Origin of the sequence: Mesorhizobium sp. M0011, assembly GCF_040324155.1 — a bacterium.
Taxonomy (GTDB): Bacteria; Pseudomonadota; Alphaproteobacteria; order Rhizobiales; family Rhizobiaceae; genus Mesorhizobium.
Window position 1 is genome coordinate 48,868 of record NZ_JAMYVQ010000006.1, and the last position, 22,329, is coordinate 71,196.

26 protein-coding genes and 1 tRNA gene are annotated in these 22,329 nt (G+C 62.5%); 14 read left to right on the forward strand and 13 right to left on the reverse strand.

The window, feature by feature from the left end:
* Positions 1–52: 52 nt before the first annotated feature.
* Together NKK51_RS08820 and NKK51_RS08825 are read right to left on the reverse strand one after the other, a co-directional pair.
* Complete coding sequence (locus NKK51_RS08820) at positions 53–580, reverse strand: gamma carbonic anhydrase family protein (protein WP_352552328.1); 528 nt, start codon at positions 578–580, stop codon at positions 53–55.
* A gap of 19 nt (positions 581–599) precedes the next feature.
* A complete protein-coding gene (locus tag NKK51_RS08825) occupies positions 600–941 on the reverse strand; it encodes a DUF6949 family protein (RefSeq protein WP_127291442.1) in 342 nt (113 codons plus the stop codon).
* 125 nt (positions 942–1,066) lie between these two features.
* Between NKK51_RS08825 and NKK51_RS08830 the strand changes: the two genes are divergently transcribed.
* Positions 1,067–1,792, forward strand: a complete 726-nt coding sequence (locus tag NKK51_RS08830; protein ID WP_352552330.1) for a hypothetical protein — start codon at positions 1,067–1,069, stop codon at positions 1,790–1,792.
* Positions 1,793–1,854: 62 nt separating this feature from the next.
* On the opposite strand, the gene NKK51_RS08835 is transcribed toward NKK51_RS08830, so the two are convergent.
* A complete protein-coding gene (locus NKK51_RS08835; protein WP_013531334.1) occupies positions 1,855–2,058 on the reverse strand; it encodes a DUF3126 family protein in 204 nt (67 codons plus the stop codon).
* A 287-nt stretch (positions 2,059–2,345) separates the two neighbouring features.
* The gene (gene cysE / locus NKK51_RS08840) at positions 2,346–3,194 is read right to left on the reverse strand and encodes a serine O-acetyltransferase (RefSeq protein WP_013531333.1); all 849 of its coding nucleotides are present in this window, start codon (positions 3,192–3,194) and stop codon (positions 2,346–2,348) included.
* Between the two features lie 147 nt (positions 3,195–3,341).
* On the opposite strand from cysE, the gene NKK51_RS08845 reads away from it, so the two are divergent.
* On the forward strand, positions 3,342–3,944 hold the full coding sequence (locus tag NKK51_RS08845) for an HD domain-containing protein (protein WP_352552331.1): 603 nt from the start codon (positions 3,342–3,344) through the stop codon (positions 3,942–3,944).
* Positions 3,945–3,977: 33 nt separating this feature from the next.
* On the opposite strand, the gene NKK51_RS08850 is transcribed toward NKK51_RS08845, so the two are convergent.
* Genes NKK51_RS08850 through NKK51_RS08860 form a run of 3 tightly spaced genes read right to left on the reverse strand, consistent with a single transcriptional unit; the run spans position 3,978 to position 5,926 of the window.
* On the reverse strand, positions 3,978–4,745 hold the full coding sequence (locus tag NKK51_RS08850; protein ID WP_352439922.1) for an alpha/beta fold hydrolase: 768 nt from the start codon (positions 4,743–4,745) through the stop codon (positions 3,978–3,980).
* Positions 4,746–4,765: 20 nt separating this feature from the next.
* Entirely contained in the window at positions 4,766–5,326 is a 561-nt protein-coding gene (locus NKK51_RS08855) for a DUF192 domain-containing protein (RefSeq protein ID WP_352552333.1), read from the reverse strand.
* Between the two features lie 24 nt (positions 5,327–5,350).
* Complete coding sequence (locus tag NKK51_RS08860; protein WP_348625598.1) at positions 5,351–5,926, reverse strand: cold-shock protein; 576 nt, start codon at positions 5,924–5,926, stop codon at positions 5,351–5,353.
* Between the two features lie 238 nt (positions 5,927–6,164).
* Here NKK51_RS08860 and NKK51_RS08865 point away from each other — a divergent pair, with 238 nt between their 5' ends.
* Positions 6,165–6,605, forward strand: a complete 441-nt coding sequence (locus tag NKK51_RS08865; RefSeq protein ID WP_352552334.1) for a VOC family protein — start codon at positions 6,165–6,167, stop codon at positions 6,603–6,605.
* 146 nt (positions 6,606–6,751) lie between these two features.
* Positions 6,752–7,042: a DUF2218 domain-containing protein gene (locus NKK51_RS08870; protein ID WP_352552336.1), complete on the forward strand. Its 291-nt coding sequence runs from the start codon at positions 6,752–6,754 to the stop codon at positions 7,040–7,042.
* An 8-nt stretch (positions 7,043–7,050) separates the two neighbouring features.
* Here NKK51_RS08870 and NKK51_RS08875 read toward each other — a convergent pair whose 3' ends face one another.
* Together NKK51_RS08875 and ilvA are read right to left on the reverse strand one after the other, a co-directional pair.
* Complete coding sequence (locus NKK51_RS08875) at positions 7,051–7,611, reverse strand: DUF1697 domain-containing protein (RefSeq protein ID WP_023812161.1); 561 nt, start codon at positions 7,609–7,611, stop codon at positions 7,051–7,053.
* A gap of 15 nt (positions 7,612–7,626) precedes the next feature.
* Complete coding sequence (gene ilvA / locus NKK51_RS08880) at positions 7,627–8,883, reverse strand: threonine ammonia-lyase IlvA (RefSeq protein WP_352552338.1); 1,257 nt, start codon at positions 8,881–8,883, stop codon at positions 7,627–7,629.
* A gap of 465 nt (positions 8,884–9,348) precedes the next feature.
* Here ilvA and NKK51_RS08885 point away from each other — a divergent pair, with 465 nt between their 5' ends.
* Complete coding sequence (locus NKK51_RS08885; RefSeq protein ID WP_352552340.1) at positions 9,349–10,422, forward strand: alpha/beta hydrolase; 1,074 nt, start codon at positions 9,349–9,351, stop codon at positions 10,420–10,422.
* Between the two features lie 143 nt (positions 10,423–10,565).
* Positions 10,566–11,729, forward strand: coding sequence for an alpha/beta hydrolase (locus NKK51_RS08890; RefSeq protein ID WP_023812165.1), 1,164 nt, complete (start codon positions 10,566–10,568; stop codon positions 11,727–11,729).
* Between the two features lie 25 nt (positions 11,730–11,754).
* Here NKK51_RS08890 and ade read toward each other — a convergent pair whose 3' ends face one another.
* Positions 11,755–13,563, reverse strand: coding sequence for an adenine deaminase (gene ade / locus NKK51_RS08895; RefSeq protein ID WP_352552342.1), 1,809 nt, complete (start codon positions 13,561–13,563; stop codon positions 11,755–11,757).
* A gap of 147 nt (positions 13,564–13,710) precedes the next feature.
* Here ade and NKK51_RS08900 point away from each other — a divergent pair, with 147 nt between their 5' ends.
* The 3 genes from NKK51_RS08900 (at position 13,711) to NKK51_RS08910 (ending at position 15,691) form a co-directional block, all read left to right on the forward strand.
* Positions 13,711–14,562, forward strand: a complete 852-nt coding sequence (locus NKK51_RS08900; RefSeq protein ID WP_352552344.1) for an alpha/beta fold hydrolase — start codon at positions 13,711–13,713, stop codon at positions 14,560–14,562.
* A gap of 93 nt (positions 14,563–14,655) precedes the next feature.
* Entirely contained in the window at positions 14,656–15,321 is a 666-nt protein-coding gene (locus NKK51_RS08905) for an outer membrane protein (RefSeq protein ID WP_352552345.1), read from the forward strand.
* 284 nt (positions 15,322–15,605) lie between these two features.
* Positions 15,606–15,691 (forward strand) — tRNA-Leu (locus NKK51_RS08910).
* A gap of 240 nt (positions 15,692–15,931) precedes the next feature.
* Here NKK51_RS08910 and NKK51_RS08915 read toward each other — a convergent pair.
* From NKK51_RS08915 to NKK51_RS08925, 3 genes are read right to left on the reverse strand one after another with little or no spacing between them, the layout of a single operon-like run.
* On the reverse strand, positions 15,932–17,380 hold the full coding sequence (locus tag NKK51_RS08915) for an aromatic amino acid lyase (RefSeq protein ID WP_352552347.1): 1,449 nt from the start codon (positions 17,378–17,380) through the stop codon (positions 15,932–15,934).
* A gap of 26 nt (positions 17,381–17,406) precedes the next feature.
* Positions 17,407–17,991: a GDYXXLXY domain-containing protein gene (locus NKK51_RS08920; protein ID WP_352552348.1), complete on the reverse strand. Its 585-nt coding sequence runs from the start codon at positions 17,989–17,991 to the stop codon at positions 17,407–17,409.
* Entirely contained in the window at positions 17,988–19,106 is a 1,119-nt protein-coding gene (locus tag NKK51_RS08925; protein WP_352552350.1) for a DUF2157 domain-containing protein, read from the reverse strand. The genes NKK51_RS08920 and NKK51_RS08925 overlap by 4 nt, the downstream gene beginning before the upstream one ends.
* Positions 19,107–19,342: 236 nt before the next feature.
* Here NKK51_RS08925 and NKK51_RS08930 point away from each other — a divergent pair, with 236 nt between their 5' ends.
* From NKK51_RS08930 to NKK51_RS08950, 5 genes are all read left to right on the forward strand, one after another.
* Positions 19,343–19,483 carry a DUF1127 domain-containing protein gene (locus NKK51_RS08930; protein WP_013531315.1) on the forward strand — a complete coding sequence of 47 codons (141 nt, stop codon included), beginning with the start codon at positions 19,343–19,345 and terminating at the stop codon, positions 19,481–19,483.
* A 49-nt stretch (positions 19,484–19,532) separates the two neighbouring features.
* Entirely contained in the window at positions 19,533–19,673 is a 141-nt protein-coding gene (locus NKK51_RS08935) for a DUF1127 domain-containing protein (protein WP_013531314.1), read from the forward strand.
* 555 nt (positions 19,674–20,228) lie between these two features.
* On the forward strand, positions 20,229–21,647 hold the full coding sequence (gene trmFO / locus NKK51_RS08940) for a methylenetetrahydrofolate--tRNA-(uracil(54)-C(5))-methyltransferase (FADH(2)-oxidizing) TrmFO (RefSeq protein ID WP_352552351.1): 1,419 nt from the start codon (positions 20,229–20,231) through the stop codon (positions 21,645–21,647).
* Positions 21,648–21,720: 73 nt separating this feature from the next.
* Positions 21,721–22,011 carry a type II toxin-antitoxin system ParD family antitoxin gene (locus tag NKK51_RS08945; RefSeq protein WP_352552353.1) on the forward strand — a complete coding sequence of 97 codons (291 nt, stop codon included), beginning with the start codon at positions 21,721–21,723 and terminating at the stop codon, positions 22,009–22,011.
* A complete protein-coding gene (locus NKK51_RS08950) occupies positions 21,995–22,327 on the forward strand; it encodes a type II toxin-antitoxin system RelE/ParE family toxin (RefSeq protein ID WP_128304048.1) in 333 nt (110 codons plus the stop codon). Before NKK51_RS08945 ends, NKK51_RS08950 begins: the two co-directional genes overlap by 17 nt.
* Positions 22,328–22,329 lie beyond the last annotated feature (2 nt).

Genomic DNA, 22,329 nt, shown 5'->3' on the forward strand with positions numbered 1-22,329 from the left:
GAGCCGGCCCCGTCCCCGGGCCGGCTCCGCCATTTCTGGCGGAGGCTGCTCGTTAGACCTTCTTCAATCCCGCCTTGAAGCGCTTGCCATTGGCGACATAATGCGCCGCCGAGCCGCGCAACCTTGCCACGGCCGCGTCGTCCAGCACCCTGATCGCCTTGGCAGGTGAACCGACGATCAGCGAATTGTCCGGGAATTCCTTGCCTTCGGTGACCAGCGCGCCGGCGCCGACCAGAGAATTCCTGCCGATTTTCGCGCCGTTCAGCACGATGGCGCCCATGCCGATCAGGCTGTTGTCGCCGATCGTGCAGCCATGCAGCAAGGCGCGGTGGCCGATCGTGCAGCCTTCCCCGATCGTCAGCGGGAAGCCGGGATCGGTGTGCATGACAGTATGTTCCTGCACATTGGTGTCGGCGCCGATGACGACGGGCTCATTGTCGCCGCGGATGACGGCGCCGAACCAGAAGCCGGCATTGCGTCCGACCCTGACGTCGCCGATCAGCGTCGCATCGGGCGCGATCCAGTTCGAGTCAGCATCGGCGAAGCTGGGCTCTGTTCCATCGATCGCATAAAGCGGCATTTCTGGTCTCCGAATCGTCTCAGCCTGGCAGCTCGGACCCTAGGAGACGGACCGTCCATGAGGCAATGGCAAGCACGACGACGCCCAGCGCCAAGGTCCACGCAATTGCCGTGCAGCCGCAGGACATCAGCGCCAACGTTGAAATGCGGCGCTGACGCCGAGCATCGATGGCATCGTTCACCAGCATGAAGGGTCCGGCACAGGCCGTGGCGAGCAACGAGCGCAAGACATGTGACGGCGACACATAGGGTTCGGTGAAGGCGACCTTGCGGCCCGACACCAGTTCCATGGCCGATCCGGCCAGCCCGCAGGCCGTCAACCCGACGGCAAAAGCAAAGAGTGTGAGTTCCAGCGGTCCCATCTTAACTTTCCATTTACCATGAAATTGCACAGTCGTTCCATGCAGGCTGCAAGAGCCGTGCCGTGCGATGTGTGCCGCCCAGGGACACTGGAGGCGGACGGGCGGCCCGAGATTCGAGGACTGAGATGAAGCAGGCAGCGCTCGCCAACGAACTTACCGTGGTCGATTCCACGCTGATGAAGCGGGTGCTCTACGGGTTCGCGGTGCTCGCCCTGTTGTCGGTGGCGATCAGCCTTGGCGGCAAATGGTTCGGCCACTCGATCGCCATGGCCGGATACACCGACGACGCAACGGTCCACCAGGTGGTGATCGGCAACAATGTCATCGCTGTCCCGGCCAACGCCATCCGTTTCGCCCAGGCCCGGCGCGACGGCATCGCCTCGCGGCTCGACCTCTATCTGCGCTATCCCCAGATGGACGGCTACAGCGAGCCGGCGCGCAACGATTTCAACCACACGGGCACAGTCAAGAACATCGTCTTCCTGTCCTTCGAACAGCAGATGATGTCGCGTGACATGAGTGGCCGCTTCGCGCCGATCTACAGCGCGTTGATCACCCGACCCGGCATTGCCGGGCCTAGCGGCACGATGATCTATGGTTTCAACGAGAAATCAGGCTATCTGAACGAGGTTCTGGTTGTCGGCAATCGCCCCGGAAGGGAGCCGTTCGTGGCCCGTTGCCTGAGCGGGCCGAGTGCCGAGCAATCGCTGGCGCCTTGCGAGCGCGACATTCAGGTCGGCGACGAACTCAGCCTCACCTATCGCTTCCCAAGGGAGTTTTTGGGCGACTGGCAGGCGCTCGACGCGGCAATCGCCACTGAAGCCGGGCGCGTTCTGAAGGCGGGAGGCTAAAAACGCTTCAAGGGAACCGGCTGGCCGGCCGCATGAGCCGACCGACCGCAAGATTTGCTGGCTCAGGCCAGATCGATGTCGAGAATTGCCATCGAAAAATTGTAGTCGCCGTCGTCCTCGTCCTTGAAGACGATGCCGAGGAATTCGTCGCCGACATAGACCTCGGCCGAATCGTCCTTGCGCGGCCGCGCCTTGACCTCGAGCTTGGGGTTTTGGAAGACGCGCTTGAAATAGGCGTCCAGCTTTCTGATTTCGTCCGGCTTCAACAGTCTTCTCCGATCATCGGGCTTGCTCGTTCGAACGCGCTTCTGGCACGTCGACAATGGCCATGTAAAGGCAAGCGGCCTGATTAAGGTCTGTTGATATTCACGTGAGGCCGGCCTGCAAATGGCGGTTTCCTGCGCTTCCGGTGCTCACGTACCCAAACGTACGCTCCGCTCCGGTTCTCGGAACCCACCATTTTCGGCTCGGCCTGACCTGAATCTCAACAGACCTTGGGCGAGAAACAATCGCCCATGTCTGCCCACGGCCGCAGGCAACGGACATATGACAATCAGATGTCGAAGCTGACGACCTGATCCATTGTCTGCGACGGTAGAAGCTGGTCCATCTGGCGCGACGGCTGATCGCAGCCGGTCTCGCCGACGACGCGGGCCGGCACGCCGGCAACCGTCTTGTTGTGCGGCACCGGCGACAGCACCACCGAGCCGGCCGCGATCTTCGAGCAATGGCCGATTTCGATGTTACCGAGAATCTTGGCGCCGGCGCCAATCAGCACGCCATAGCGGATCTTGGGGTGACGGTCGCCGCCGGCTTTGCCGGTACCGCCCAATGTCACACCATGCAGGATCGACACGTCGTCCTCGATGACCGCCGTCTCACCGACCACGAGGCCGGTGGCGTGGTCGATGAAGATGCCCTTGCCGATGCGGGCGGCCGGGTTGATGTCGGTCTGGAAGACAGAGGACGAGCGGCTCTGCAGGTAGAGCGCGAAATCCTTGCGCCCCTGGTTCCACAGCCAATGCGCCAGCCGATGGGTCTGGATGGCGTGGAAACCCTTGAAATAGAGCACAGGCATGATGAAGCGGTCGCAAGCCGGATCGCGATCGTAATAGGCCTGGATGTCGACACGCACCGTCGTCGGCCACTCCTTGTCGTCGGCCAGCATGGACTTGAAGGTCTGGCGGATGAGATCGGAGCCGATGTCCTGGTGCGCCAGCCGCTCGGCCAGCCGATGAATGACCGCCTCCTCCAGGCTGTCCTGGTTGAGGATGGTCGAATAAAGGAATGCAGCGAGCAGCGGATCGCGGTTGACAGCCTCCATGGCCTCGTCGCGGATCGAACGCCAGATCGGATCGACCGGCTTCAATGCGCTGTGTCGGGAAATGCTGATGCTGTTCATCGCCGTCTGGTCCTGCGTCCTGCCTGGCTTGCCTGTTGTGCTTGCCTGTTGCCTGGCCGCACATATAAGCCAGATCATAGCACGATTGAACTCAATTTTCCTTAGTGCTTTGTCAAATGGATTTGGTTCGCGGGAATTCAAGCAGCCATGGAAAACGAACCCTTGATCGACGACGCGCTGAAAAGCGAGCTTTCGGCTCTCTACCGGGCGCCAGGCCGCCACTATCACAACCTTTCCCATATCAAGGCAATGCTGGCGGTCGCTGGCGACTATCGAAGGTTGCTCGGCGACCCCGAGGCGATCGAAGCGGCGATCTGGTTCCACGATGCCATCTACGACAGCAAGGCCAAGGACAATGAGGCGCAAAGTGCGGCCCTTGCCGAGAAAGAGCTGGCGGGCCGCGCGGATCCTTCACGTCTCGACCGCATCTCGGCAATGATCGTCGCCACCGCCACGCACCAGGTGCCGCCGTTCGACGACGCGGCGGCCACACGGGACGCAAGTCTTTTTCTGGATATGGACCTGTCGATCCTGGGAGCCGCGCCGGACGCCTTCGACGCCTATGAGCGCGCCGTGCGGCGCGAGTATCACTGGGTGGAGGAGCCGATGTGGCGAGCCGGACGCAGTGCGGTGCTGAAGAATTTCCTCGCCCGCCCACACATTTTCCACACCGAGGAATTCCGGCAACGCTTTGAACGGCAGGCCCGGGAAAACATGGCGCGGTCGCTGGCGGCTCTCACCACAGGCTGAGGGCAGTCACGTCCCGCGTCCCTCGCCGTCCGCTCAGAGCGGATTCTCGGCATAGAACTCCAGCACGCGCTGCTTGAAGGTCTTGTCCCCGACGGCCAGCATATGATCCCGGCCCTCGATGTGAAAGGCGCTGGCGTTCGGCATCAACGCTGCAAGCTCGTCGGGCGAGCCGCCAATGTCGTCGGTGGTTCCGACGGCGACAAGCGTCGGCTGGGCGATGCGCGCGATATCCTGCTCGCTCAGCAATTCGCGCGATTTGGCGATGCAAGCGGCCAAGGCACGGCGATCGCTGCGGGTCTGGTCGGCGAAGGCGCGAAACGACCGGCCGCGCGGATGGCTGGTGGCGGCCGGATCATCGGCAAGCAGGGCGGCGGCGATCGGATCCCAATCGCCGACACCGTCGACCATGCCGATGCCGAGACCGCCGAAGACCAGCGTCGCCACCTTGTCCGGATCGGACAGCGCCATGAACGCCGCGATGCGGGCGCCCATCGAATAACCCATGACATGGGCGCGCCCGATGCCGAGATGGCCGAGCAAGGCAGCGGCATCGGAAGCCATCTTGACCGGCGTGTAGTCGGCCTCCTCATAGCTCTTCGACGACGAGCCGTGGCCGCGATTGTCGAAGGCGATGGCGCGGTAACCGGCATCGTTCAGCGTCTTGAACCAGCCGGGCGACACCCAGTTGACATAATGGCTCGAAGCGAAGCCATGGATCATGAGCACCGGATCGCCTTCGCCCGATGCCGGCTGGCGGTCGAGGAAGGCAAGCTCGAAGCCGTCATGGGTGAAAAACTGCATCTGCGATCCCGCCTGTGTGCTCAACCGGCACCGCCATTGGGTGCATCGCCATTGTCGGCTGGTGGCATGCCGGGGCCGGATACCGTGCCCACGGCCGGGTGGCGCAAAAGGTCGCCATACTCGATGCCGTTCCTGGCGGCAGTGCCGGCCTTGAGCTCGAGCACGAAGCGCACCGGCACGCCGGGCGAGATGACGGCGTCCGATTGCGGCTCGCCGTGCTTGACCGCCCGGATCTTGCCATCCTGGCCGACGAAAATCAGATCAAGCGGCATTGGCGTGTTGTGCATCCAGAAGCCAACCTGCTGCTGGACCTCGAAGACGAACAGCATGCCGTGGTTGTCCGCCATGTCCTGGCGGTACATCAAGCCGGCCGCGCGCTCCGCAGCGGTGTCGGCGACTTCGATGGAAAAAGAGCGATCACCGCCTTTCGTCACCACGACCAATGGCGCCGGATCGGCCGGAAGGATCATCGCCCGGCTGTCCGCCGAGGTCGGCTTTTCGGAATAGAAGTAACCACCGGCGGCGGCGATGAAGGCAATCGCGCACATCGCGCCCGCGGTCAGCCAGTTCCTGTAAGCCATTCGAGATCCTCGGCCGGAAACGCCCTAGTGCGACACCGGCAAGGTCCCCATATCGGGGTGAATTTCGGCGGCCATAAGGCCTTTGTCGCCGCGCCCGAAACGAACCAGCACGACCTGTCCGGGCCGAAGCTCGGTGATACCGTAACGGCGCAAGGTTTCCATATGGACGAAGATGTCCTCGGTGCCCTCGCCGCGGGTGAGAAAACCAAACCCCTTGGTGCGGTTGAACCATTTCACCAAGGCGCGTTCGAGACCGCTCTCCGGCGTCACCGCGACATGGGTGCGCTGCTCCTGCATCTCGGCCGGGTGGACCGCGGTGGTGACGTCCATGGAGAGCACCCGGAAGGCCTGCAATCCGCGGTCGCCATGTTTGACGAGGCAGACCACGCGCGCGCCCTCCAGGGCCGTCTGAAAGCCGTCCTTTCGAAGACATGTCACATGGAGGAGGATGTCGCCCGAAATGCCGTCATCCGGGAGGATGAAACCATAGCCCTTGGCCACATCGAACCACTTGATGGCGCCGGCAATTTCTCGCAGGTCGGCGGCGTCGCCGCCTTCGTCACGCTGCGGGGCGTCGCCAAGGGGTCCGTCCCGCCCCATGAAAGAGGCCTTTTCCCCCATAAGAATGCCCCCTCTTTTCAAGAACACCGCAACTGATTCTTGCCAACAGATTAACACTGCGGCTTCCGGTCTGTGCAAGACCTGCCGTGCCTTTTTTCACGGTTCATTTGGGCAATACCGGATTTGTTCTTTGCCGGCATTGCGCACCGCCGCATGATTGCCCTTTGACAGGGCCGACCCTATGTTGCGCCGCAACGCAATTTATCAAGGAAATCACATGCGCTATCTGCACACCATGATCCGCGTCACCGACGTCGATGCCTCGCTCGACTTCTACTGCAACAAGCTCGGCCTCAAGGAAGTGCGCCGCTACGAAAACGAGCAAGGCCGCTTCACGCTGATCTTCCTCGCCGCATCGGAAGACGAGCAAAGCGGCATCGCCGACAAGGCGCCGCTAATCGAACTGACCTACAATTGGGATCCGGAAGACTACAAGGGCGGGCGCAATTTCGGCCACCTCGCCTATGAGGTCGACGACATCTACGCCACCTGCCAGCATCTGATGGACAACGGCGTCGTCATCAACCGGCCGCCGCGCGACGGCAACATGGCCTTCGTCAAGTCGCCGGACGGCATCTCGTTCGAGCTGCTGCAGAAGGGACCGGCCAAGGCCAAGGCCGAACCATGGGCTTCGATGGCGAACACCGGAAGCTGGTAGCCGATCACGCTGTCTTGAGCGGACAATGGCAGTCTGACGGCCCGGTACTGTTTGGTTTTTCAGGGACGGCGCCTATCTCTCTGGCTGAGGCGCCAGGCTTGGGCCGGTGCCCCGGCCACGCAACAGGCGCTTGCCCAGGAGAATTCATGCCGACCAGCCATGCCGACGTCGCCACCGAACATGCCAGCCGCTACCTGCAGCAGCTGTGCAAGCACTGGGCGCACAAATTCCCGGTCGAGTTCGATCCCACCCACGGCACCATCGATCTCTCAATGGGCCGTACCGTCATGGATGCCGATGCGGCAACGCTGCATATCACGGTGTCGACTGACGAAGCAGGATCGATCGAGCGCCTGGAAAGCATTGTCGCCGATCACATCAAGCGCTTTGCTTTCCGCGAAGAGCTGACCTTCGACTGGAAACCCACCTCCGCCTAGGCAGTGACCTACTTCTCACCGGCGTGTGCGGCCATCTCCAGCAACGCCTGCACGGAGCGCCAATTGCGCGCGGTTCCCGGCACTTTCAGCGTGCGCGGGATCAGCCCGGCAAACACCGATTTGCCCAGCCCGTCCGGTGCGCTGAGGTAGAGCACATCGCCCTTGATCTCGAAGCGTTCGGGGCCGGTACACTTTTCGGTCAGCCGCGCCACCTCGTCCGCTGTCGGCTCGCGCTCCAGCACATAGGCGTGCAGCTTCGTGTGGTCCGCGGCAATTTCCGGATAGGGATTTTCGCTCACCAGCCGCTCGAACCACGAGAGATCACGCACCATGATGCGCGAATAAAAACCCCATTTCTTCTCGAAGGCTGCTTCGATCTGTTTCGTCAACGTGACCGCTTCGCCCTCTTTCGCCCGGAACACGGCATTGCCGCTCTGCACATAGGTGGCGACATCGGAGAAGCCGAGCCCCTCGAAGAACGACCGCAGCTCCGCCATCTTGACGATGCGATTGCCGCCGACATTGATGCCGGAAAACAGCGCGACGAAGATTTTTCCCGGCTCAATCATTTGATCTCCGATCGCTCATATGATGAACCCGGCCAGTGTCTCGTTGTCGGTGATGTCCTGATACTGGACGCCCTCGGCCTCGAACTTCGCCTTGAGCAGATCGAAATTGCGGCGGTCCCTGGTTTCGATGCCGATCAGCACCGAACCGAAATTGCGCGCCGATTTCTTCAGATATTCGAAACGGGCGATGTCGTCGTCGGGCCCGAGCAGTTCGAGGAAGTCGCGCAGCGCGCCGGGCCGTTGCGGAAAACGGATGATGAAGTATTTCTTCAGGCCCTCGAAGCGCAGCGCCCGTTCCTTGACGTCCGGCAGCCGCTCGAAATCGAAATTGCCGCCCGAAACCACGGCGACGATGGTCTTGCCCCTGATCTCCTTCTTGGAGAAATCCTTGAGCGCATCGATCGCCAGCGCGCCGGCCGGCTCCAGCACGACGCCTTCGACATTGAGCATCTCGATCATGGTGGCGCAGAGCCGGTTTTCCGGGATCAGTCGCACCGTGTCAGCTGGAAAATCCTTGAGATGACGCAACGGCTCGCGGCCGATCTCGGCCACCGCGGCGCCATCGACGAAATTGTCGACCTTGGCGAGTTTGAGCCGTTTTCCCGCCGCGAGGCTCTCGCGCAGGCTCAGCGCGCCGGCCGGTTCGCAGAAGACGAACCGTGCTTGCCTGCCCTGATCGGCGAAATAATGGGTGACGCCCGCGGCAAGTCCGCCACCGCCGACCGGCAGCATGACGATATCGGGCATGCGGGCGCCCGGCATCTGGTCTGCGATCTCGTAGGCGACGGTTGCCTGGCCCTCGATGATGTCCTTGTGATCGAAGGGTGGCACCATATGGGCACCGGAACTGCCGGTGAATTCCAAGGCAGCGCGATAGCAGTCGTCGAAGAAATCGCCGACCAGTCTGATCTCGATGAAATCGCCGCCGAACAGCCTGGTCTTGTCGATCTTCTGCTGCGGCGTCGTCACCGGCATGAACACAACGCCTCGCCTGCCGAAATGGCGGCAGACGAAAGCAAAACCCTGCGCGTGGTTGCCGGCCGACGCGCAGACGAACAGTTCAGCCTCGTTGCCGGCCGCCAGTGTCTTGCGGAAGAAATTGAAGGCGCCGCGGATCTTGTAGGAGCGGACCGGCGACAGATCCTCGCGCTTCAACAGCACCCGCGCACCGGTCTTTTTCGACAGATAATCGTTTTCCTGCAGCGGCGTTTCAGGGAAGATCTGGCGGATCGCGGCGGCAGCGGCAGCAACACGGGAAGAGAAACTGTTCATCGGAAACCACCCTTGGGAAAGCCGCCTTGCGTTGCACGCTGTCCGCGGACCTCTATCATTGATCGGGTCGCGCACGTCGGTTGTTGAGCGCCCGGACAAGGTGCGGCGCGAGCCCGCGTATTGCATATCCGGCTACGCGGCGCCATCGTCCATCATGTGCGTCCTTCCGGGCGGAAATTTTGCGGAATACTTTCAGCTACTTGCGGGTGCATTCTAATGCCCCCTCGCACCGGGCGGCTTGAAATCGCTATCTCTGCGGGAATTGGAAGGCCGGCGGCGACGGCGCTTATTGCGCGGATCACGCAGGCGTTTTCCGCCATTTTGGCTTTCGCGCAACACTGCGATGCCCGCAGCGGGGCGCCGATCACATTTCGACTGGACATGACTTAGTTCTGCCGCACTCTGCCTGTCCGGGAGGTATCGTGAGGATAGACAGGCCTTTCGGCCGGAGTTGGAAATTCAGGCGTGCCTTTGAAGAAGATTTTTACCGTTGTCCTGGCCTTGTTCGTCGCCGGCTGCGCCGGCCAGCAAACACAGGAATTGCTGGGCAGCGCCATGGTGTCCGCGCCGGTGACGGAGATTGCCGGCAACCACTCGATCTTCATCGCCACGACGCGCAAGAGATCCGACGATCCCAACAAGGTTTTCGACGGCGAACGCTCGGCGACGCTGAACTATGCCCGCGTCAACGTCACCGTTCCGGGGCTTCACAAGACCGGCCAGATCGAGCGCCGCTCGCGCGGCAAGTCGGACGACCCGGCCAAATATTTCATGGCTTCCGAGGTCGTCGGCTACGACACGCAGCCGAAATTCTCCAGCGCGCTCAACGCCGACATCGCGGCGCGTGGCGGCCGCGTCATGGTCTTCGTGCATGGCTACAACACCGGCTTCGATGCCGCCGTCTATCGCCTGACCCAGATCGTCCATGATTCCGGCTATCCCGGCACACCAGTGCTGTTTTCCTGGGCATCGGGCGCCAGGACCACCGACTACGTCTATGACAAGGAAAGCGCCAGCGCTGCCCGCGACCAGTTGGAGGTGACGCTCAGGATGCTGGAGCAGTCCGGCGCGCGGCGCATCGACATCGTCGCGCATTCGCTCGGAACCTGGGTCACCATGGAAACGCTGCGCCAGATGGCCATCACCGGCGACCGCGACCTCGGCGGCAAGCTCGGCGACGTGGTGCTGGCCTCGCCCGACATCGATGTCGACGTGTTCAAGAGCCAGATGCGGCGCTATGGCAAGCCCGACAAGCCATTCATCCTGCTGTTGTCGGACGACGACCGCGCGCTGCGGCTCTCCGGCCTGATCGCCGGTTCACGGCCGCGCGTCGGCGACTACAAGGATGCCGCCGATCTTGCCTCCTATGGCGTGACGGTCGTCGACCTGTCCAAGGTCAAGGGATCGGACAGCTTCAACCATACGAAGTTCGCCGACAATCCGACGCTGGTGAAGATGATCGGACAGCGGCTACGCGAGGATGACGGCTTTGCCAGCGACCGTGACGTGACCGATCGTATCGGCCTGCTTGGACAATAGATGCGGTCCCGCGGTTTTCGCCGTGCCTGTTCACCACTGCGGATGTATCGATTCACTTTGAACTGGACCGCGCCGGTCTCCGGCCTTATCGGAATAGCCAGCGACGTCATGCGTTTGACGTCCCCCTTTGCGGGAGCCGGCGTATGACCATGCGTTCGAAGAGTTATCTCGTCGTTGCATTGACGCTCGCTGTCACCGGCTGCGCCGGCGGGAAAACGCACGACCTGCTCAACAGGACGACGGTCACGGTGCCCGCTTCCGACATCGCGGCCACGCATGAGATCTTCGTCGCCACGACACGCCAGAGGGCAACAAAAGACCCGCGACAGGTGTTCGACGGCGATCGCTCGCTGACCACCAGCTTTGCCCGTGTCGACGTCACCGTCCCGAAAAACCATCAGGTCGGCGCCATCGAGCGGGCCAAGGGATCCGCGAACAGCAATCCGGCCAAGGATTTCACCGCCAAGGACGTCACCTTCTATGAAGGCGCGCCGCAATTCGCCAAGGCGGTCGGCGCCGACATTTCCATGCGCGGCGACCGTGCGCTGGTTTTCGTGCACGGCTTCAACAACGGTTTCGACGACGGCATCTACCGGCTGACGCAGATCGCCCACGACACGAAATATCCCGGCACGCCGGTGCTGTTCTCGTGGGCTTCGAGCGGCAAGACCACGGGTTACATCTACGACAAGGAAAGCGCCAACGCAGCGCGCGACGACCTGGAGGCGACGCTCAGGATGCTGGCCAAGACCAAGGTCAAGAGCATCGACATCATCGCCCACTCGATGGGGACCTGGGTGACCATGGAGGCTCTGCGCCAGCTTGCCATCACCGGCGATCGCGATCTCGACGACAAACTCGGCTACGTCATCCTGGCCTCGCCCGACATCGATGTCGACGTCTTCAAGAAGCAGATGATCCGCTACGGCAAACCCGACAAGCCATTCGCCATCCTGCTCTCGGCGGATGACCGGGCTCTCAAGCTGTCCTCCCTGATCTCGGGCGACAAGCCGCGCGTCGGCGATTATGGCGATGCGGCGGACCTCGCCAGCTATGGCGTGTCGGTGGTCGATCTTTCCCAGGCCAAGGGCGGTGACCGCCTCAACCACGCCAAATTCGCCGACAACCCGATGCTGGTGCAACTGCTGGGCGACCGGCTGCGGGCGCCTGCCGGCCTTGCCTCGGACGAGCCCGTCCCGACTCAGCTCAACAATCTCGGCCAGGGCCTCGGAAAGGCCGTCGGCTCGGTCGCCGAGATCGTCATCACCACGCCGTTCAAGGTGCTGACCATCGCCACCGGCGGGTGAACCGGCTGAGCGCAGACGGCTGATCTCAAACGAAAAGATCAACCTTCTGGAACGTCGTCACGTCGATCAGGCCGACATCGGAAATCCTGAGTTCGGGAATGACGACCAGCGCCAGCAGCGAGTGCTGCATGTAGGCGTTGTTCAGCGAACAGCCCATCTTGCGCATCGCCTCGGTGAGCTTCTCGGCCTTGGCCGCGACGATTTCCGCCCGCTCGTCCGACATCAGCCCGGCGATCGGCATTTCGACCAGCGCCAGTTCCTTGCCCTTGGAGAACAGCACGACGCCGCCGCCGATCGCACCCAGGCGATTGACGGCCAGCGCCATGTCCTGCTTGTTGGTGCCGACGCAGATGATGTGATGGGCGTCATGCGCGACGCTGGACGCCATGGCGCAGTCGCCCATATAGCCGAAGCCGGAAACGAAGGCGTTGGTGACGCCGCCCGTGCCCCGGTGGCGCTCGACCAGCGCGATCTGGCAGATGTCGTTGCGGCGGTCCATGGCGACCAGCCCGTCCTCGACCGGCAGATCGGCCTCCAGCGCGCGCGTCGGCGCCTGGTTCTCGATGACGCCGATGACGCGCACCCGCACCTCGTTGGCGCCTTTGGGAGCAACGATATCGAAGTCGCCGCCCTTCAGCTTCTTGCCGAGCTTGACGGTGTTCTTCGCCGTCTTCGGGTAATCATAGGCCGGAATATCGATTTCGAGCTTGCCGCCCTTGGCCAGCCTGACGCCGCGTGCATAGACCTCGTCGATGGTCATTGCGGCGAGATCCGATACGATCAGCAGGTCGGCCAGCCGGCCCGGCGCGATCGAGCCGATCTCGCGCTCCAGTCTGAAATGCTGGGCGGTGTTGAGCGTCGCCATCTGGATCGCCGTCACCGGCTTCAACCCCTGTTGGATGGCGTGGCGCACCACGCGGTCCATATGGCCTTCCTGGACCAGCGTGCCGGAATGGCTGTCGTCGGTGCACAGGATGAAATTGCGCGGGTCGATGCCGCTCTCCGTCACCGCCTTGATCTGCGAGGCGACGTCGTACCAGGCCGAGCCGAGCCGCAGCATCGCCTTCATGCCCTGGCGCACACGGGCGATGGCATCCTCGGCGCGTGTGCCCTCATGATCGTCCTCGGGACCGCCGGCGGCATAGCCATGGAACGGAAGGCCGAGATCGCGCGAGGCGTAGTGGCCGCCGACCGTTTTCCCCGCTTTCACCGTTGCGGCGATCTCGCCCGACATGACAGGATCGTTGGCGGCGACGCCGGGGAAATTCATCACTTCGCCAAGACCGATGATGTTTTCCCAGCTCATTGCCTCCGCGACATCGGCGACCGTCAACTCGGCGCCTGCATGTTCCAGCCCGGGCGCCGAGGGCACGCAGGACGGCATCTGCACATGCACGTTGATGGGCATCGCGACGGCCTCGTCATGCATCAGCCGCACGCCGGGCAGGCCAAGCACATTGGCGATCTCGTGCGGGTCGATGAACATAGAGGTGGTGCCGTGCGGAATAACGGCCCGGCAGAACTCGGTCACCGTCACCATGCCGCTCTCGACATGCATATGCGCGTCGCAGAGGCCGGGCACCAGATAGCGCCCGCCGGCGTCGACCACCTTGGTGCCCTGGCCGATGGCATGGCTGGCGTTCGGCCCGCAATAAGCGAAACGACCGCCGGCGATGGCGATGTCGGTGCCGGCGATGATCTCGCCCGAATGGACGTTCACCCAACGGCCGTTGCGGACGACCAGGTCAGCGGGTTTGCGCCCCATGGCGACATCGACCAGATGTGTCGCCATCTCGGTCCACGGTCTGGGTTTTGCGGGCGTTGCTTTCGTCATTGGCGATTCCTTCGGTTGTCGCCAGTCTCGCAAATGTCGGCGGGCGCCGCCAGAGCCGTCGGGCCAACACACCGCGGCAGACTGAGCTTGTTGACTAAGCTGGCCAAAGCGCGATTCTGGCTACGGACCGAGCCGTAAGGGGAAAACATGACCCGTTTTTGCAAAGTGTTCGCCATCGTCATCTTGTTCGCCGCCTCGAGCGCTTTTGCCGCCGCCGAGGAACGTTGGCAGACCTTGCCGGAGCCTGCAGCCATGCCCAAACCCGATCAGAGCGGATATGCGCCGGTGAACGGCATCCATATGTACTACGCCGTTTTCGGAGCGGGTGACCCCGTGCTGCTCATCCATGGTGGCCTCGGCCACGCCGACATCTGGGCCAGCCAGGTGGCCACGTTTTCCAAGACGCACAAGGTGATCGTCGCCGACAGCCGTGGTCACGGCCGCTCCACCCGCACCGAGCAGCCCTATGGCTATGACTTGATGGCGTCGGACTATCTGGCGCTGCTCGATCACCTGAAGATCGACAAGACCGCGCTCGTCGGCTGGAGCGATGGCGGAATTATCGGTATCGACATCGCACTGCATCATCCGGAGCGGCTGACAAGGCTCTTTGCGCAAGCCGCCAACGTAACCACCGACGGCGTCGATCCGGGCGTGATGACCAACAAGACCTTTGCCGCCTACATCGACCGCTCCGGCCGCGAATACAAGAAGATGTCGAAAACACCGGACCAGTATGACGCCTTCGTGGCGCAGATGAGCCATATGTGGGAGACCGAGCCGGCGTGGACCAAGGAGCAGCTCGCTGAGATAACCACGCCGACGGCGATCGTTGCCGGCGACCATGACGAAGCGATCAAGCGCGAACACACCGAATATATCGCCTCCGTCATCCCGGGCGCGAAGCTGATTATCCTGCCCAACGCCAGTCATTTCGCCATGCTGCAAGCGCCGGACGAATATAACCAGGCTGTGCTGGACTTCATCGACGCCAAATAGAGGATTCTGTGCGGCGACAGGGGGATTGCGATTGCGGCGAATGCGGTTATCCTTCTGGCGAGGACCTTTCTGAATCGTCATTTGGGGAGTTCGATGCGTCGACTGATAGTCGCAAGTGCCGGTTTTCTTGCCGTTCTGGCCGTGCCGGCTTTTGCAGCCGACCCAGCGGTCGACGTGCCTATGACCGCGCCCGGCTTCGACTGGACGGGCTACTACGCTGGTCTGCAGGCCGGCTATGGCTGGGGCCAATCCGATATATCGGTGACAGAAGGCGCGCCGTTTTCCATCGCGCCCGACATTGACGGCGGTTTTGTCGGCGGCCATGTCGCAGGCCTGTGGCAGTTCAACCAGGCGGTGCTCGGCGCCGAGGCGGACCTCAACTATTCCTCGGTCGGCGGCACGATGGTATCGGCGCTGGGAAGCACATTCGGCACCGACATCAAGTGGTTCGGGTCGGTCAACGCCAAGGCCGGCTACGCCATGGATCGCCTGCTGGTCTACGGCATTGGCGGCGTCGCCTTTGCCGGCATCGAAACATCGCAAGTCGCGGGTCCGGCGTTCGCCAGCACGCGCACGAATGTCGGCTGGACCGTGGGTGCCGGCGTCGACTACGCGTTGACCGACAAGTTCGTCGTCGGCGCACAGTATCGCTACTATGATTTCGGCTCCGAGCACTACGACGTGGCGGAACCCTTCAACGATCGCGATCAGAACGTGAAGCTCAACACGGTAGGCATCAATTTGAGCTACAAGTTCTGAGCAGGGCCACAATCGCGACGCTGCCGGACCAGGCAACCACTCAAAGGGCTCTTTCATGGAAGGGTGGCCGACGCTCCCAGTGGGCGGGGGGAATGGGTTGGGCCTGAGAGGCGCCGGCCTTGGCAGATCAAATCCACCACACAGGCATCCTACCACTACCCGCCGCGCCGATAATTCCGTGATCGCGCCAGTATCATCAAGCCGCCCCGTCTGTTTGCACGTTCGGCGAACGATCAACAACACGACTTGACGGCCTGTGTCAGGCGTCTGAAAAGGGCTGGCCTGCGGACGTGGCGGAATTGGTAGACGCAAGGGACTTAAAATCCCTCGATCTCTGATCGTACGGGTTCGATTCCCGTCGTCCGCACCAGCCTTCGCTCTTCGAGCTTGGGGTGGCGGGCCACCTGAAGCTCGTTAGTGCATGTCGCCCAAAGTGACCTCGGTTTTGGGAGAGCGACATGCACAAAGACAAAGACCTGAAGCGGGTCGCCTGAAGGCGCGACACCGCTTAGACAAAGGAGCGTCCTCCGAAGCCTTGGCCAAGGAGGACCGGTTCGAATTTCATCCGTTCAGGCGCACCAATTTCACCAGCCAGGGCTTGTTGGCATCTCTACGCCTCGAACACTTTCTGTGTGAACCATTCCGCCAGCCTGGCAAGCTCAGGCCCCAGCACACGATCGGCACCGACAGGCGGCACGATAGCTCTGATTTGATCGACGAAGGAGCGCAGTGCCGGCGGCGGCGTCCGTTCGGTGACGTGCAGCGCCTGCGAGGCGATCATCGCCAGCATCGCCATGGCGGCATCGACGCAGCGGCCGGCGGTCGCTCCCTTGGTCCATGCGAAGAATGCCGTCGTGGCGACGTCGTCCTGCCCCGCACCGGCCGATTCCGTGCCCGGAATGAAGGTACGTTGCGCCGCCAGCTTGGCCTGCTCGAGATAGCCGGTGATCGCCATCGGCACGTAGCCGACATTGCCGTGGCCATCGCTGTCGGCCGAGTGTCGTCCGGTCATCAGAAGATCGGGCAGCAGCGACACCTTGCCGTTGAGCAGCTTGGAGGCGTGGCGATCACAAAGCAGGCAGATGTCGGCCCATATCGCCGCCAGATCATCCAGCGCCGGCGTCGCCATGGCGTTGTGATAGCCGCCGGTCGAGATGCAGCGGCCGAGCGGATGTGCATCGTCGGGCGGGATATAGACCGGATTGTCCGATATAGAGGCCAGCGACACATTGGCTGCCCGCTCGGCCGACGACAGCGCACGATGCGCCTGGCCGAGGACGCGCGGCACGATGCGGTAGCTGACCGGCGCCTGATAATTGCGTCGCCCATCGCCGGCGCCAACCAGAAATTCCCGCAAACCCTGCAGGGCCGCGGCCTCATGCTCATCACCCCAGAGCGTATCGAGGGCGGCGTCATAGTGTTCGAGCGGGGCGCGAAACGCCTCGATCGACAGCGCGAACACTTTTTGCGCCATGCGGATCCGGCGGCGCGCCGCGAGCGCCGCGTCCGCTACGAGGGCTGCAGCGCAGGGCGAGCCGTTGATCAGCGAGCCGCGTTCCTTGACCTCGAGATCGAAGCGCGTCGAAAGCTCGGCAAACAGCGGATAGAGCGCCAGGATTTCGCCGGCGCCGCCCTGGCCCGAGGCCGGCACTGTTGGCATCGGCCCACCATTGAGCATTGCGGCCACGGCAAGCGCGATGCGTGGCGAGGTGGCGGCGTTGCCCTCGATGAAGTTCGTCAGGCGGGCAAGCACGATTGCCCTGACCACGCGATCCGGCAAGGGATCGCCGAACGAGGTGGCGGCGGCAAACGCCTTGATGCGCGCATGGCGATCCCGCTCGTCGAGTTCGAGCTTGCGGCTCGCCAGCTCTCCCATGGCGGTGGTGACGCCATAGATGACCGGTGGCGGATCGGATTCAATCAGCCTGAGAAACGAGGCGCGGCATTCGGCGATGCGCTGCAAGGCCTTCTCGCCGATCTCCACCGTGTCCTTCTTCCAGGCGACGCGGAAAACAGCGTCGAGGTTGATGTCCTCACGCGTCGACAGGCTAACTGGCATGTTTCACACCACTGCAAATAAGGGACTTAGTAGAGTGGTTCCTCGAACAGCGTCTTGTCGCCATCCACCAGCGCCTTGATCTGCGCGGTGCCGTCGCCGGCGAGCGCAAGACGGATGCCGAATGGCCGCACCCGCATGTCGTTCTGGATCGCCATCCCCTCGCCTTCCGGCAGATAGAAGCGTTCGATGCCATAGTCCGGCGCGATGGTCATCCCTTCGCCGCGAAGATCCCAGCCCTCGGCGATGTGGCCTAAAATATCGGCCTCGTCGGCAGCGGCCGGCGTCGGCGCCTTGCCAAACCAGGCTGTCGTCGGCTGCCAATAGCCGTCGGAGCCCTTCTTCAAGCGCACGACAATCGACGTATCGTCGCTTGAAAATTTGTCGGGCGGAATGTTGGCGATCATTTTCACCGGTACGCGCGATATCTCGTAGCCGAGGATAATATAGTCGCCGCGCAGGAGGTCGCGCGGATCGACGGGTTCGATCTTCAGCAGCACTTCCTTGCCGTTGCGCAGGATCGCCGCCCGGCCGGCGATGATCCAGCTCAGGAAGCCGATTTGAACGAGCGCCAGCACCAGTGCCGAGATGACAAGCCTTTTCCCGGTGATCATGCCGTGGCTCCTTTGGTATCTGGACCTTTCATACGCTTTTCCACGCGGATGATGACGATCGCAAGGATGCCGAGCAGCACTGCGGCGGCCAGGAAGAAGCCGGCCGTATCGAGCATCGATTGCAAGGTCACCACATAGATGATGGCGAGTTCGAAGGCGAAGCCGGCATAGGCAAGCCAGCGCAGCCCACGGCTCTCCCGTCCCGCCAGCACGATTGCCCCGACGATGCCGGCCAGCGCGATCACCGAAGCGAGGGCAAAACCGCTGTTGTAGGTGCTCTCGTCGGCGAGTTCGAACTGGATCATCGCCAGGCCGGTGAGGAAGCCGAGCAGTGCGTGCAAGGGCAAGCGGCCGCCGAGCTGCACGACCCGGTCGACCGGATCCGGCGCGAAGACCGAGGCCGCGAACAGCAGCGCCGAGACGACGACCAGCGGGATAGCCACCTGCAGCGTGTCGTGGTTGGTGACGAGCAGCACAAGATAAAACAGAACCGACAGGATGATCAGGTGGCGCGCCGCCTGGCTGCGGGTCCAGAACGAGACGGCAAACAGTACGATCGCCATGATCACGAAGGCATGCGGAAATTCGCTGCGGCTGTAGTAGTCGAAGCCTTTGAGGAACAGCCAGGCATCGGCGATGCCGACCGAAGCGACCGTCAGCGGATTCGAACGCAGCGCAACCGCCGCCAGCGCCGTGCCGGCGCCCCAGGTGACCAGAGCAGACGCCTCGTCGCCCGAGAGATGATACATCTGGCCGATCAGCGCGATCGAGCCGCCGAAAGCCGCGGCCGCCACGATCCACAGCGCTTCGCCGAGCGCCGCATGGTCGCGGGTCTTCAGCACCGCGCCGCCGACATAGCCGCCGAGGATGACGGCAAACAGTGCCACCACGCGTGCCAGCCGCGGGATGGCGTCCCAGTTGGCGGCGACGAAAATCAGGATGGCGGCGCCGAAAAGCAAAGCGGCCATCATTGCCAGGATAGAGCCGAAGCTGAGCGACTCGCGCGCGTTGGCCTCGACATTGCGCGAAAGCGAATCGGCTGTGGCGGCGTCAATCAGCCCGGCCTGCAGCCAACGCGCGATATCCGCCCTGACTCGCGACGAATACCCCGCCATGCTGTGTCTCCCCCACGTTTGGTCTTTTTTCAGCCGATCCGGTCAAATCGTTGACGCGGCGGCATTTTCCGATTCGGGTTTCTTTGTGTCAGGTCCGTGAACGCCCGTTAATGCTGCATTGCACAATTTGCATTGCTGCCATGCAGCCATAGCGCTTTTAAATCGATATGGGTCCGCCTATTTATAGTTCGTACACAAACGGAATGATCCGCAAGAAAGACGAAACGAGAACTACCATGAACCTGATCCGCAACTACCGCAACTGGCGCCGCTACAGGGACACCGTGTCCGAGCTGAGCCGCCTGAGCAACCGTGAACTGACCGACCTCGGCATCAGCCGCAGCGACATTCCTTACGTCGCTCGCAAGGCGGTCTAATTCTTCGGACCGCGAATGGTCCGAACCAGTTTTGAAAAAGAGAACGACAATGAACCTGATCCGCAACTATCGTAACTGGCGCGTTTATCGCGAGACGGTTACCGAGCTGGGTCGCCTTTCCAACCGCCAGCTGCATGATCTCGGTATCGTCCGCGACGAAATCAAGATCATCGCCCGCCAGGCGATCTAGACAGAATTTCGGCAGGGTCGACCTCCTCCCCGACCTTGACGAATACGGTCACCCCTTACCTCCTCCCAAGGGTTGACCACAAAAACGGCGCCCGCCGCACCTCCTCCCGCGGCGGGCGCTGTTTCCCCGGGGCAAATCAAATTTGCCCAGAAGGGTTTCGCCCCTTTCAAAATTAGCGAAAGAGATTTCGTCAAAGCCGACCTCCTCCCCGGCAATGACGAATAGGTCCGACCTTCACCTCCTCCCGAAGGTTGGCCACCAAAACGGCGCCCGCCGCACCTCCTCCCGCGGCGGGCGCTGTTTCCCGGCCCCAGAAGGGTTTCGCCCCTTTCAAAATTAGCGAAAGAGTTTTCGTCAAAGCCGACCTCCTCCCCGGCGATGACGAATATGGTCGGCCTTCACCTCCTCCCGAGGGTCGACCCCAAAAACGACACCCGCCGGACCTCCTCCCCCGGCGGGTGTTGTTGTTTTCTGGGGCGCTCCGATCAGCAGCTGTTTGCTCCGCACCGCGCACGGCAATTGCAATCGCCGCATCAAGCGATTATTCCGGCGTTCATGAGCAAAAACCCAATCCACATCATCGGCGGCGGCCTCGCCGGTTCCGAAGCCGCATGGCAGGCAGCCGAGGCCGGCGTGCCCGTCATCCTGCATGAAATGCGGCCCGTTCGCGGCACCGATGCGCATAAGACCGACAGCCTGGCCGAGCTGGTCTGTTCGAACTCCTTCCGCTCCGACGACGCCGACAACAATGCCGTCGGCCTGTTGCATGCCGAAATGCGGCTGGCCGGCTCGCTGATCATGAGCGCCGGCGACGCCAACCAGGTGCCTGCTGGCGGCGCGCTCGCCGTCGACCGCGACGGATTTGCCGACGCGGTGACGAAAAGGCTTGAAGCGCACCCGCTGATATCAATCCAGCGCGAGGAAGTGCCGGGCCTGCCGCCGGCGGATTGGGACCAGGCGATCATCGCCACGGGTCCATTGACCGCGCCCTCACTTGCCCAGTCGATCGCGGAAGCGACCGGCGCCGATGCGCTAGCCTTCTTCGACGCCATCGCGCCGATCGTCCACTTCGACACGATCGACATGGACATTTGCTGGTTCCAGTCGCGCTACGACAAGGTCGGGCCCGGCGGCACCGGTAGGGACTACATCAATTGCCCGATGGACAAGGACCAGTACCTTGCCTTCGTTCAGGCGCTGGTCGACGGCCAGAAAACCGAATTCAAGCAATGGGAAGGCACGCCCTATTTCGACGGCTGCCTGCCGATCGAGATCATGGCCGAACGCGGCGTCGAGACGCTCCGTTACGGCCCGATGAAGCCGATGGGGCTGACCAATGCACACAATCCGACGGTGAAGGCCTATGCCGTGGTGCAGCTGCGGCAGGACAATGCGCTGGGCACGCTCTACAACATGGTCGGCTTCCAGACCAAGCTGAAGCACGCCGAGCAGGTGCGCGTGTTCCGCACCATACCGGGTCTCGAAAACGCCGATTTCGCCCGCCTCGGCGGCCTGCACCGCAACACCTACATCAACTCGCCGACCTTGCTCGACGCTTCGCTGCAGCTGAAGTCGCGCCCCGGCCTGCGTTTTGCCGGCCAGATCACCGGCTGCGAGGGCTATGTCGAGAGTGCCGCGATCGGCCTGCTCGCCGGCCGTTTCGCCGCCGCAGAAAGGCTCGGCCATGCGCCGTCGCTGCCGCCGCTGACCACGGCCTTCGGCGCGCTGCTCAACCACATCACAGGCGGCCACATCGTTTCGGATGACGAGCCGGGAAAGCGCTCTTTCCAGCCGATGAACGTCAATTTCGGCCTGTTCCCGCCTGTGGAAGCGCCGAAGGCCGAGGGCAAGCGCATGCGCGGCAAGGACAAGACCGTCGCCAAGCGGCATGCCATCACATCGCGCGCACGCGCCGATTGCCGGCAATGGCTGGGATTGGCGGCGCAAACGGAAACGGCCGAAGCTGCAGAGTAGCCAGCTTCCTCTCTGATTGGACCATAGGCGTCAAGTAGGATACTATCTCACTTCTTGCCTAAGAGAGACAGCCATGGAATCCGCCGAGAAACTATCGATCACCGTCACGCCCGCAATGGCGCGCATGATCCGCGAAAAGGTCGAAGATGGCTCCTTCGGATCGGCCAGCGAAGTCATCCGTGCAGCCCTTCGCGCCTTCCAGCGCGAAGAGGAAGAGCATGCCGAGCGCATGGCGTCGATCAGAGCCCGGGTGAAGGCGTCGATCGAGGATACAAGGCCGGGCCATTCGGGAGAAGAGGTTCGCACTCACCTCCGGGGACTCTTCGCCCAGTATTCGAGCCGTGCCGATGATTCGGCGGCTTGAGGTCGAGTATCGTGAAGATGCCAGAAATGATCTGGCCAACATTTTCAGACATATAGTCGAAGCCAATGGAAGTCCTGACGTCGCGCTGAAGTTCGTTCTGCGCATCGAAGACCGGTGCCAGAGCATCGGCAACGCGCCTCGCGGCGGTCGTTCCCGCGACGACATCCTGCCAGGATTGCGAACAGTTCCGTTCGAGCACTCTGCAGTCATCGCTTACATCATCGACGATAACTTCGTCCGCATCGTCAACATCTTCCATGGCGGTCGCGACTATGAAACGCTGATGCGCGAGGGCGGGTCGAGCGAACCATCCTGAGG